The sequence below is a fragment of the Streptomyces sp. NBC_01166 genome (genome assembly GCF_045039765.1).
In the GTDB taxonomy this organism is placed as follows: domain Bacteria; phylum Actinomycetota; class Actinomycetes; order Streptomycetales; family Streptomycetaceae; genus Streptomyces.
The window spans coordinates 2,151,515-2,163,312 of record NZ_CP108613.1 but is presented as its reverse complement, the minus strand read 5'-3'; the positions used below and the strand labels follow the sequence as shown (position 1 = coordinate 2,163,312).

Annotated in this window: 9 protein-coding genes; 7 read left to right on the top strand and 2 right to left on the bottom strand. The window is 69.8% G+C overall.

The genetic code is table 11. From position 1 onward, the window contains the following. The first annotated feature begins 179 nt into the window (after nt 1-179). Complete coding sequence (locus OG379_RS10010) at nt 180-1,175, top strand: TerC family protein (protein WP_405661315.1); 996 nt, start codon at nt 180-182, stop codon at nt 1,173-1,175. Nucleotides 1,176-1,240: 65 nt separating this feature from the next. On the opposite strand, the gene OG379_RS10005 is transcribed toward OG379_RS10010, so the two are convergent. Then, nucleotides 1,241-1,897, bottom strand: coding sequence for an MBL fold metallo-hydrolase (locus OG379_RS10005; protein WP_405661312.1), 657 nt, complete (start codon nt 1,895-1,897; stop codon nt 1,241-1,243). A 10-nt stretch (nt 1,898-1,907) separates the two neighbouring features. After that, on the bottom strand, nt 1,908-2,597 hold the full coding sequence (locus OG379_RS10000; RefSeq protein ID WP_405661310.1) for a maleylpyruvate isomerase family mycothiol-dependent enzyme: 690 nt from the start codon (nt 2,595-2,597) through the stop codon (nt 1,908-1,910). Between the two features lie 175 nt (nt 2,598-2,772). Here OG379_RS10000 and uvrA point away from each other — a divergent pair, with 175 nt between their 5' ends. The 6 genes from uvrA to whiA all read left to right on the top strand — a co-directional run bounded on the left by uvrA (nt 2,773) and on the right by whiA (nt 11,611). Beyond that, nucleotides 2,773-5,790 (top strand): excinuclease ABC subunit UvrA, encoded by a 3,018-nt coding sequence (uvrA, locus tag OG379_RS09995; protein ID WP_405661307.1) that lies wholly within the window; start codon nt 2,773-2,775, stop codon nt 5,788-5,790. Between the two features lie 239 nt (nt 5,791-6,029). Beyond that, entirely contained in the window at nt 6,030-6,458 is a 429-nt protein-coding gene (locus OG379_RS09990) for a Rieske (2Fe-2S) protein (RefSeq protein ID WP_393755370.1), read from the top strand. A 74-nt stretch (nt 6,459-6,532) separates the two neighbouring features. Further along, nucleotides 6,533-8,638, top strand: coding sequence for an excinuclease ABC subunit UvrC (uvrC, locus tag OG379_RS09985; protein WP_405661303.1), 2,106 nt, complete (start codon nt 6,533-6,535; stop codon nt 8,636-8,638). A gap of 56 nt (nt 8,639-8,694) precedes the next feature. Next, a complete protein-coding gene (gene rapZ, locus OG379_RS09980) occupies nt 8,695-9,600 on the top strand; it encodes an RNase adapter RapZ (RefSeq protein WP_393755366.1) in 906 nt (301 codons plus the stop codon). After that, entirely contained in the window at nt 9,597-10,631 is a 1,035-nt protein-coding gene (yvcK, locus tag OG379_RS09975) for a uridine diphosphate-N-acetylglucosamine-binding protein YvcK (protein ID WP_393755364.1), read from the top strand. Before rapZ ends, yvcK begins: the two co-directional genes overlap by 4 nt. Continuing rightward, nucleotides 10,622-11,611 (top strand): DNA-binding protein WhiA, encoded by a 990-nt coding sequence (whiA, locus tag OG379_RS09970; RefSeq protein ID WP_104789934.1) that lies wholly within the window; start codon nt 10,622-10,624, stop codon nt 11,609-11,611. The genes yvcK and whiA overlap by 10 nt, the downstream gene beginning before the upstream one ends. Nucleotides 11,612-11,798 lie beyond the last annotated feature (187 nt).

The following is an 11,798-nucleotide window of genomic DNA, read 5'->3' as shown; positions in this document are numbered from 1 at the left end:
GTGCTTCATGTACTGTTCTTGGTGCGGAGGGGAGTACTCCCGATCGCGGCGTTCCCGTCAGTACGGACTGTGACCGGTCCCGGGGCGTCGGCCCGGCGCGCATCCCGCGCTCCCGGGTGGAAGAGACCTCCGGCAGCGACGACGCTGATCTATAGCCGTAGCGAACTGCCGGAGGCGCAGTGGACGTTTCATGGACTCTTTGGACGCTGACCATTCTCGGTCTCGTCGCCCTCATCTCCGTCGACTTCTTCATCGGGCGCAAGCCCCATGACGTGTCGACCAAGGAAGCCGGGATCTGGACCATCGTCTGGATCGCCCTGGCCGCCCTCTTCGGGCTCGGGCTGCTGGTCTTCGGCGAGAGCCAGGCCTCGGGCGAATTCTTCGCCGGCTTCATCACCGAGAAGTCGCTCAGTGTCGACAACCTCTTCGTCTTCGTCCTGATCATGGCGAAGTTCTCGGTGCCCAGCCATCTCCAGCAGCGGGTGCTGCTGATCGGTGTGCTGATCGCCCTGGTGCTGCGTGCGATCTTCATCGCAGCCGGTGCCGCGGTCATCGCGAACTTCTCGTGGATCTTCTATATCTTCGGCGCGTTCCTGATCTACACCGCCTGGAAGCTGATCCAGGAGGCGCGGGCCGACGAGGACGAGGACGACTGGGAGGAGAACCGCCTCCTGAAGTCGATCGAGCACCGTTTCGGTGTCGCCGACAAGTACCACGGGACGAAGCTCTTCATCCGGAACAACGGCAAGCGCGTCATGACCCCCCTGATGGTGGTCATGCTCGCCATCGGCACCACCGATGTGCTGTTCGCACTGGACTCGATCCCGGCGATCTTCGGTCTGACCCAGGACCCGTACATCGTCTTCACCGCGAACGCCTTCGCCCTGATGGGCCTGCGTCAGCTGTACTTCCTCATCGGTGGTCTGCTGAAGAAGCTGGTCCACCTCAGTTACGGGCTCTCGGTGATCCTCGGGTTCATCGGCGTAAAGCTGGTGCTGCACGCCCTGCACGAGTCCGGGGTGCACGTCCCGGAGATCTCCATCCCGTTCTCCCTCTCCTTCATCTGCCTCGTCCTGGTGGTCACCACGGTCACCAGCCTGATCGCCAACAAGAAGCAGGCGGCACGGGAGGCCGAGGAGAAGGACGACAGCGAGAACGTCGGCGCGGAGAAGTAGCGCCTACGGACACACCGACGGCCGGGGCCCCACGAGGGGCACCCGGCCGTCCGGCGTTCGGCGGTTCACCAGCCGCGCTCGCGCCACTCCGGCAGATGCGGGCGCTCGGCACCGAGCGTGGTGTCGTGACCGTGGCCCGGGTAGACCCACGTCTCGTCCGGGAGCCGGTCGAAGAGCTTCGTCTCCACGTCGTGCAGCAGGCTCGCGAACGCCTCCGGATCCTTGTGCGTATTGCCTACGCCGCCGGGGAAGAGGCAGTCCCCGGTGAACACGTGCGGGGCGCCGTGCGGGTCGTCGTACACCAGGGCGATGGACCCCGGGGTGTGACCGGTCAGATGCCTCGCGGTCAGCGAGACCCGGCCCACCCGGATCGTGCCGTTGTCCTCCACGAGCTCGTCGGTCGGGACGGGGATGCCCTCGGCGTCGTGCCTCCCGGCGTACGTCCGCGCTCCGGTGGCCGCCACCACCTCGCCGAGCGCCTGCCAGTGGTCGCCGTGCCGGTGCGTCGTGACGACGGACGCGATGCCGTCCTCGCCGATCAGCCGCAGCAGTGTCCCGGCCTCGGCGGCCGCGTCGATCAGGAGCTGCTCGCCGGTGGCCCGGCAGCGCAGCAGATACGCGTTGTTGTTCATCGGTCCGACGGCGACCTTGGAGATCATCAGATCCGTCAGCTCGTGCACATCCGCAGCTCCGCCGACCTTGACCGTTCCGCTGTACGTCATGTGACGCAGCCTATAGCGGCGGCAGCGCGGGAAGGCTGCCGCCTTCCACGGTGAGTGCGGAGCCGTCACGGCGGCCGCAGAGCCACCCGAGGATGCCTGAGGCCGTGCCCCGGACGGTGACCGGAGCGCCGTCGGCGCCGCCGCCCGTGGTCCACAGCCGGCCGTCGGGGGCGACGGCCGTCGTGGGGACGACATCGGGATGGCCGGCGAAACGTTCCGCCAGGAAGTCGTTCTCCCGGATCACGAACTCCTCCGGCAGATCCTCCAGCTCGTATCCCACCCCCAGGTCGACGTGGTGCAGCTCGACCTCGGTCCAGCGGCGGAAGGGAATCCGGGAGGCCGATTCCGTCACACCGTTGCGCATCGTGACCGTGCGCGACCAGTCGGCCGGCGCCTCGGCGGCGACGAGGAAGGCTGCTCCGCTCGTACGCAGGTCAGCGAGGTGTCCGGCCAGCGGGCGAGGGGCATCGCGTTCGATGTCGGCGTCCCGGGTTTCGCTGTTCGCGTACATCGGGCGCCCTCGGAGAACATTTACGAGGGCGTCGGCGTTACGTGACAGGTGGGCAAGAACATGGCCGCGGCTCCAGCCCGGCAGACGCGACGGCTCGGCAACGGCGCCGTCGTCAATCTTGCCCGTGGCGCTGAGCAGCCGATCGGTCGCTTCACGTACAGCTTCCAGGTCGCGCGCATGATCAGTCATGGAGCGAGCGTAGACCCCGCCACTCATTCGGGTGATGGAGTCTTCGGTCGACCGTAAATCGAATGCGCGTGCTATACGCTCGGAGTCGAAAGCTTCGTACATCGCTGTGGCGCCCCCCATACCCTGGGACAGGGGCTCAGTTCCCCCACTTCTCTCCAGAAAGGTGCGGACCGGCGTGGCCGACCGTCTCATCGTCCGTGGCGCGCGCGAGCACAACCTGAAGAACGTCTCGCTCGATCTCCCCCGTGACTCCCTCATCGTCTTCACCGGGCTCTCCGGATCGGGCAAGTCGTCGCTCGCGTTCGACACGATCTTCGCCGAGGGCCAGCGGCGCTACGTGGAGTCCCTCTCCTCGTACGCCCGGCAGTTCCTCGGCCAGATGGACAAGCCGGACGTGGACTTCATCGAAGGCCTCTCGCCCGCCGTCTCCATCGACCAGAAGTCGACCTCGCGCAACCCGCGCTCGACGGTCGGCACCATCACCGAGGTCTACGACTACCTCCGGCTGCTCTTCGCCAGGATCGGCAAGCCGCACTGCCCCGAGTGCGGAAGGCCCATCGCGCGCCAGTCGCCGCAGGCCATCGTGGACAAGGTGCTCGGCCTGCCCGAGGGCAGCCGCTTCCAGGTGCTCTCCCCGCTGGTGCGCGAGCGCAAGGGGGAGTTCGTCGACCTCTTCGCCGACCTCCAGACCAAGGGCTACAGCAGGGCCCGGGTCGACGGCGAGACGATCCAGCTGTCCGAGCCGCCCACGCTGAAGAAGCAGGAGAAGCACACCATCGAGGTGGTCATCGACCGCCTCACGGTGAAGGACAGCGCCAAGCGCCGGCTGACCGACTCGGTCGAGACCGCGCTCGGCCTCTCCGGCGGCATGGTCGTGCTCGACTTCGTCGACCTCGAGGCGGACGACCCCGAGCGTGAGCGGATGTACTCCGAGCACCTCTACTGCCCGTACGACGACCTCTCCTTCGAGGAGCTGGAGCCCCGCTCCTTCTCCTTCAACTCCCCCTTCGGCGCCTGCCCCGACTGCACGGGCATCGGCACGCGGATGGAGGTCGACCCGGAGCTGATCGTCCCGGACGAGGACAAGTCCCTGGACGAGGGTGCGATCCACCCCTGGTCGCACGGCCACACCAAGGAGTACTTCGGGCGCCAGATCACCGCGCTGGCCGACGCCCTCGGATTCCGCACGGACATCCCCTGGGCCGGACTGCCGCAGCGCGCCAAGAAGGCTCTGCTCCACGGCCACAAGATCCAGACCGAGGTCCGCTACCGCAACAGGTACGGGCGCGAGCGCGCCTACACCACCCCCCGCTTCGAAGGTGCCGTCCAGTACGTCAAGCGGCGTCACTCCGAGGCCGAGAGCGACTCCAGCCGGGAGCGCTTCGAGGGCTACATGCGCGAGGTGGCCTGCCCGACCTGTGAGGGCACCCGGCTCAAGCCGCTGGTCCTCGCGGTGACGGTGATGGAGAAGTCCATCGCCGAGGTCGCCGCGATGTCGATCAGCGAGTGTGCCGAGTTCCTGGGCCGCCTCAAGCTGAACGCCCGTGACAAGAAGATCGCCGAGCGGGTCCTCAAGGAGGTCAACGAGCGGCTGAGGTTCCTCGTCGACGTCGGCCTCGACTACCTCTCGCTGAACCGCGCAGCCGGCACCCTGTCCGGCGGCGAGGCCCAGCGCATCCGGCTCGCCACCCAGATCGGCTCGGGGCTCGTCGGCGTGCTGTACGTGCTGGACGAGCCGTCCATCGGCCTGCACCAGCGCGACAACCACCGGCTGATCGAGACCCTGGTCCGGCTGCGGGACATGGGCAACACGCTCATCGTCGTCGAGCACGACGAGGACACCATCAAGGTCGCCGACTGGGTCGTGGACATCGGTCCCGGCGCGGGCGAGCACGGCGGCAAGGTCGTCCACTCCGGCTCGCTCAAGGAGCTGCTGGCCAACAAGGAGTCGATCACCGGCCAGTACCTGTCGGGCAAGAGGGAGATCGAGATGCCGGAGATCCGGCGTCCCGTCGACCCGAAGCGCCGCCTCACGGTGCACGGCGCCCGGGAGAACAACCTCCAGGACATCGACGTCTCCTTCCCGCTCGGTGTGCTCACCGCGGTCACCGGCGTCTCCGGTTCGGGGAAGTCGACCCTGGTCAACGACATCCTCTACACCCACCTCGCGCGCGAGCTCAACGGCGCCAAGTCGGTCCCCGGGCGGCACACCCGGGTCGACGGCGACGACCTCGTCGACAAGGTCGTCCACGTCGACCAGTCGCCCATCGGGCGCACACCCCGGTCCAACCCGGCGACGTACACCGGAGTCTTCGACCATGTGCGCCGGCTGTTCGCCGAGACGATGGAGGCGAAGGTGCGCGGCTATCTGCCGGGCCGCTTCTCCTTCAACGTCAAGGGCGGCCGCTGCGAGAACTGCTCCGGCGACGGCACGATCAAGATCGAGATGAACTTCCTGCCCGATGTGTACGTCCCGTGCGAGGTCTGCCACGGCGCGCGCTACAACCGGGAGACCCTGGAGGTTCACTACAAGGGCAAGTCCATCGCCGAGGTGCTGGACATGCCGATCGAGGAGGGCCTGGAATTCTTCGAGGCCGTCCCGACGATCGCCCGCCACCTCCGCACGCTCAACGAGGTCGGCCTCGGCTACGTCCGGCTCGGCCAGTCCGCGCCGACGCTCTCCGGCGGTGAGGCCCAGCGGGTGAAGCTGGCGAGCGAGCTGCAGAAGCGCTCCACCGGCCGTACGGTCTACGTCCTGGACGAGCCGACGACCGGTCTGCACTTCGAGGACATCAGCAAGCTCATCTCCGTCCTCTCGGGCCTGGTCGACAAGGGCAACACGGTGATCGTCATCGAGCACAACCTCGATGTCGTCAAGACCGCAGACTGGGTCGTCGACATGGGCCCCGAGGGCGGCAGCGGCGGTGGTCTGGTCGTCGCCGAGGGCACCCCGGAGCACATCGCCTCGGTACCGGCCAGCCACACCGGGAAGTTCCTCCAGGAGATCCTGGGCGCGGGCCGGATCGGTGAGGCAGCGGTGCCGGCGGCCCGTAAGGCCCGTAAGGCGCCCGCGAAGAAGGCCGTCGCCGCGAAGACGGCCACGGCCCGCAGGACCGCCACGGCCAGGACGGCGGGAAAGGCGGCGGCCGACAAGCCCGCGCCCAAGAAGACCGCCCGCGCGCGGAAGTCCTGACACCGGCCGGAGAGAGCGCGCCCCGCACCTGGGGCCCGCCCTCTCCGGGCAGTCACCCCGCACGACGGCTTCTCCGTCCGCCCGCGCTCTCCGGGGCCGGTCGAAGGGCCGGCGTTCTCCGCCGGTATCGTCGGGTCTGTCGCCCATGCCTTCAGGTGCGGCCCGTGCCCGGAGTCCGTGGCACCCGGTGCCCCGGACGGTGACGGCGGCTCTCTGTCCCCCCGACCAGTGGAGACCGCATGCCCGGCCTGCCCGCCGCCCGCCGTACCGTTCTGAAGGGCGCCGCTCTCGCCGGTGCCGCCGGGCTGGGAGCGGCGGCCTGTTCGACCGAGTCGAAGCTCGGCCACGCGCAGACGCCCACGCCCACCGCGCCCGTCGAGCTCGGTGCCGCCGACGAGGTCCCGGTCGGCGGGGCGAAGCTCTACCGGGAGCAGCGGGTCGTCGTGAGCTGCCAGGCCGCCGGGGAGTACAAGGCCTTCAGCGCGCAGTGCACCCACGCCGGCTGCCTCCTGGACAAGGTCGAGGGCAACGAGGGCAACTGCCCCTGCCACGGCAGCCGCTTCGACATGACCACGGGCAAGGCGGTGCAGGGCCCAGCCACCGTGCCGCTGCCCTCCGTCCCGCTGAAAGTCGAGGGCGGAAAGCTCGTCGCGGGCCCCGAAGCCTGACAGGGCCGCCTGTCCCGGGCACCCGGGACCTCGGAAATGCCGCTCTGTCACCGCCCGCAAGTAGGGTATGAGACATGGCAGACCCCTCCAGCTACCGCCCCAAGCCGGGACAGATCCCCGACTCCCCGGGGGTCTACAAGTTCCGCGACGAGCACCGCCGGGTCATCTACGTCGGCAAGGCGAAGAACCTGCGCCAGCGCCTGGCCAACTACTTCCAGGACCTGGCCGGTCTGCACCCGCGTACCCGCACGATGGTCACCACGGCTGCCTCCGTGGAATGGACCGTGGTCTCCACCGAGGTCGAGGCGCTCCAGCTGGAGTACTCCTGGATCAAGGAGTTCGATCCCCGGTTCAACGTCAAGTACCGCGACGACAAGAGCTATCCCTACCTCGCGGTCACGCTCAACGAGGAATTCCCCCGCGTCCAGGTCATGCGCGGCGCGAAGAAGAAGGGCGTGCGCTACTTCGGTCCGTACGGGCACGCGTGGGCCATCCGCGAGACCGTCGACCTGATGCTCCGGGTCTTCCCCGTGCGCACCTGCTCCGCCGGTGTCTTCAAGAACGCCGAGCGGACCGGACGCCCCTGTCTCCTCGGCTACATCGGCAAGTGCTCAGCCCCGTGCGTCGGGCGCGTCACCCCCGAGGAGCACCGGGATCTGGCCGAGGACTTCTGCGACTTCATGGCAGGCCGCACAGGGACGTACATCCGCCGCCTCGAGAAGGACATGATGCAGGCGGCCGAGGAGATGGAGTACGAGCGTGCGGCCCGGCTGCGCGACGACGCCGGGGCGCTGAAGAGGGCCATGGAGAAGAGCGCCGTCGTCCTCGCCGACGCCACCGACGCCGACCTGATCGCCGTCGCCGAGGACGAGCTCGAAGCGGCGGTCCAGATCTTCCACGTCCGCGGCGGACGAGTGCGGGGGCAGCGCGGCTGGGTCACCGACAAGGTCGAGGCCGTCAACACGGCGGGCCTGGTCGAGCACGCGCTCCAGCAGCTCTACGGGGAGGAGTCGGGCGACTCCGTCCCCAAGGAGGTGCTGGTCCCCGCGCTCCCCGAGGACCCCGACGCGGTGTCCGAGTGGCTCGCGGGCCGCAGGGGGTCCCAGGTCAGCCTGCGCATCCCGCAGCGGGGCGACAAGAAGGACCTGATGGGCACGGTCCAGCGCAACGCCCAGCAGGCGCTGGGGCTGCACAAGACCAAGCGCGCCTCCGACCTCACGACGCGCTCGCGTGCCCTGGAGGAGATCGCCGAGGCGCTCGGGCTGGGGACCGCTCCGCTGCGCGTCGAGTGCTTCGACATCTCGCACCTCCAGGGCGACGACGTGGTCGCGTCGATGGTGGTCTTCGAGGACGGCCTCGCACGCAAGAGCGAATACCGCCGCTTCCAGATCAAGGGCTTCGAGGGCCAGGACGACGTCCGGTCGATGCACGAGGTCATCGGCCGCCGCTTCAGGCGCTACCTGCAGGAGAAGGAGCGGACGGGGGAGTGGGAGGAGACCCCGGCGCCCACCGGCCCCGTCCCCGCACCCGCGGAGCTCGCGCCCGGCGGTCCCGTGCCCGGTCAGCCGGCGCCCGGTGAGCCGGTGTCCGGTGCGGTCGCGCCCGAAGCGCAGGACCCGGCCCTCGTCCGCGAGGAGCCCCGCGAGGACGACGGCCGCCCCAAGCGCTTCGCCTACCCGCCCCAGCTCGTCGTCGTCGACGGAGGCCGGCCACAGGTGGCCGCCGCCAAGCGCGCGCTCGACGAGCTGGGCATCGACGACATCGCCGTCTGCGGTCTCGCGAAGCGCCTCGAAGAGGTCTGGCTGCCCGATGACGACGATCCGGTGGTCCTGCCCCGCTCCAGCGAGGGGCTCTATCTCCTCCAGCGCATCCGGGACGAGGCCCACCGCTTCGCCATCACCTACCAGCGGGCCAAGCGGGCCAAGCGCATCCGCAGCAGCCCCCTGGACGACGTCCCGGGCCTCGGCGAGACCCGCAAGCAGGCGCTGATCAAGCACTTCGGCTCCGTCAAGAAGCTGCGGCAGGCGACAATCGACGAGATCTGCGGAGTGCCGGGGATAGGGCGCAGGACCGCGGAATCGGTGGCCGCCGCCTTCGCCGCGGCCGCCCCGGCGGCACCCGCCGTGAACACCGCCACTGGAGAGATCATTGAAGAGGACGACGGGGGCAGCAGGACATGACCGACCACGCGTATGAACAGCAGAACGAACGCGGCCGAGCAGACGGAGCAGCACACATGAGTACGGGAAGCACCGCGGAGAAGGCCGAGGCCACCACGCCCGCCATCCCCGAGCTGGTGATCATCTCCGGCATGTCGGGCGCCGGGCGCAGCACCGCCGCCAAGTGTCTGGAGGACCTCGGCTGGTTCGTCGTCGACAACCTGCCGCCCGCGCTGATCCCCACGATGGTGGAGCTCGGCGCCCGGTCCCAGGGCAACGTCGCCCGCATCGCCGTCGTCGTCGACGTACGGGGCCGCCGCTTCTTCGACAATCTCCGGGAGTCCCTCGCGGACCTGGAGGCCAAGCACGTCACCCGGCGGATCGTCTTCCTGGAGTCCTCCGACGACGCGCTCGTACGCCGTTTCGAATCGGTCCGCCGTCCGCACCCGCTCCAGGGCGACGGCCGCATCGTCGACGGCATCGCGGCCGAGCGTGACCTGCTGCGTGAGCTGCGCGGCGACGCCGACCTCGTCATCGACACGTCCAGCCTCAACGTGCACGAGCTGCGGGCCAAGATGGACGCGCAGTTCGCCGGCGACGAGGAGCCGGAGCTGCGGGCGACGGTGATGTCGTTCGGCTACAAGTACGGGCTGCCGGTCGACGCCGACCTCGTCGTCGACTGCCGCTTCCTGCCGAACCCGCACTGGGTCCCGGAGCTCCGCCCCTTCACCGGGCTCAACGAGGAGGTGTCCGACTACGTCTTCGACCAGCCGGGCGCCAAGGAATTCCTCAACCAGTACACCGAGCTGCTCCAGCTCATCGCCGCCGGTTACCGCCGCGAGGGCAAGCGTTACGTGACCATCGCCGTGGGGTGCACGGGCGGCAAGCACCGCTCCGTGGCGATGTCCGAGAAGCTGGCCGCCCGGCTGGCCACCGAAGGGATCGAGACCGTCCTCGTCCACCGGGACATGGGGCGCGAGTGACCAGTCGCAATCCGCGTCAGCGCAGGCTGAGCAGGGCCACGGCCGCGCTCTCCGGCCGTAAGCGCGGCGCACAGCCCAAGGTCGTCGCCCTCGGCGGCGGCATGGGCCTCTCGGCCTCGCTCACGGCGCTGCGCCGGATCACCGGCGATCTCACCGCCGTCGTGACCGTCGCCGACGACGGCGGTTCCAGCGGCCGGCTCCGCGAGGAGCTCGGCGTCCTCCCGCCGGGCGACCTGCGCAAGGCGCTCGCCGCGCTCTGCGGGGACGACGAGTGGGGCCAGACCTGGGCCCAGGTCATCCAGCACCGCTTCGAGTCCAAGGGCGATCTGCACGAGCACGCGGTGGGCAACCTGCTCATCGTCGCCCTCTGGGAGCAGCTGGGCGACCATGTCCAGGCCCTCGACCTGGTCGGCAAGCTGCTCGGAGCGCACGGCAGGGTGCTGCCGATGTCCGCCGTCCCCCTGGAGCTCCAGGCCCTCGTACGGGGGCACGACCCGGAGCGCCCCGACGAGACGGTCACCGTGCGCGGACAGGCGACGGTGGCGCTGACCCCGGGGGAGGTGCAGTCGGTCCACCTCGTACCGGCCGATCCGCCCGCGGTTCCCGAGGCGGTCGCCGCCGTTCTGGACGCCGATTGGGTGGTTCTGGGCCCAGGGTCCTGGTTTTCCTCCGTGATTCCGCATCTGCTGGTCCCGGAGCTGCTCGACGCACTGGTGACCACGAAGGCCCGTAAGGTCCTCTCGCTGAACCTCGCACCACAGCCCGGTGAAACAGAAGGGTTCTCACCGCAGCGTCATTTGGAGGTTTTGGGACGACACGCCCCTAAACTCGCCATGGACGTGGTGCTGGCCGACGAGGCCGCCGTGCCCGACCGCGAGTCCCTCGCCGACGCCGCACAGCGGCTCGGAGCCGCGGTCGAGCTGGCCCCCGTGGCCTCACCCGACGGCGTTCCGATTCATGATCCGGAGCTGTTGGCCGCCGCGTACGACCGTATTTTTCGGATGCATGGAAGGATCGGCCCATGGCGATGACGCCAGCGGTGAAGGACGAAATCTCTCGGCTTCCCGTGACCCGGACCTGCTGCAGAAAGGCAGAGGTCTCGGCGATTCTCCGGTTCGCGGGCGGGCTGCACCTGGTGAGCGGCCGGATCGTGATCGAGGCCGAGCTGGACACGGGGAGCGCGGCGCGCCGGCTGAAGCGGGACATCCTGGAGATCTTCGGGCACAGCTCGGAGCTGATCGTGATGGCCCCCGGCGGACTGCGGCGCGGTTCGCGCTTCGTCGTACGCGTGGTGGCGGGCGGCGACCAGCTGGCCCGCCAGACCGGCCTGGTGGACGGCCGCGGCCGTCCCATCCGGGGCCTCCCCCCGCAGGTGGTCTCGGGGGCCACCTGCGACGCGGAGGCCGCCTGGCGGGGAGCCTTCCTGGCCCACGGTTCGCTCACCGAGCCGGGCCGCTCCTCCTCGCTGGAGGTGACCTGCCCCGGCCCGGAGGCCGCCCTGGCCCTGGTGGGCGCGGCCCGCAGGCTCTCCATCGCCGCCAAGGCGCGCGAGGTGCGGGGGGTGGACCGTGTCGTCGTCCGTGACGGGGACGCGATCGGCGCGCTGCTGACCCGCCTGGGAGCCCATGACGCGGTGCTCGCCTGGGAGGAGCGCCGGATGCGGCGCGAGGTCCGCGCCACGGCCAACCGGCTCGCCAACTTCGACGACGCCAATCTCCGCCGCTCCGCCCGTGCCGCGGTCGCCGCGGGCGCCCGCGTGGGGCGCGCGCTGGAGATCCTGGGCGAGGAGGTCCCGGAGCACCTCGCGGCGGCCGGACGGCTGCGCATGGAGCACAAGCAGGCCTCGCTGGAGGAGCTGGGAGCGCTCGCCGACCCGCCGCTGACCAAGGACGCGGTCGCGGGCCGGATCAGGCGCCTGCTGGCCATGGCCGACAAGCGGGCCCAGGACCTCGGTATCCCCGGCACGGAATCGACCCTCAGCGAGGAGCTGGCCGACGGCCTCGTGGGCTGACAGCCGCGTCAGGGCCCCGGCCGCCCTCTCGGGCGCGGCCGGGGCCCTGACGCCTTCCGGCGGCAGGAAGCGGGGTGCCGGGCGCCTGGAGGCCGCGGCCGGCAATATTTTCCCTGGCCGGGGCGGGAGTCTTCCGTATGGGACGTAGAGCTTTTTCTGCAATGGTTTTCCGAGCGTCGCCCCGCAC

Excerpts from the sequence above, each read along its gene's own strand:
- OG379_RS10005 (WP_405661312.1), bottom strand. The coding sequence starts at position 1,897 with ATGACGTACAGCGGAACGGTCAAGGTCGGCGGAGCTGCGGATGTGCAC.
- OG379_RS10000 (WP_405661310.1), bottom strand. The coding sequence starts at position 2,597 with ATGACTGATCATGCGCGCGACCTGGAAGCTGTACGTGAAGCGACCGAT.
- OG379_RS09990 (WP_393755370.1), top strand. The coding sequence starts at position 6,030 with ATGCCCGGCCTGCCCGCCGCCCGCCGTACCGTTCTGAAGGGCGCCGCT.
- uvrC (WP_405661303.1), top strand. The coding sequence starts at position 6,533 with ATGGCAGACCCCTCCAGCTACCGCCCCAAGCCGGGACAGATCCCCGAC.
- rapZ (WP_393755366.1), top strand. The coding sequence starts at position 8,695 with ATGAGTACGGGAAGCACCGCGGAGAAGGCCGAGGCCACCACGCCCGCC.
- whiA (WP_104789934.1), top strand. The coding sequence starts at position 10,622 with ATGGCGATGACGCCAGCGGTGAAGGACGAAATCTCTCGGCTTCCCGTG.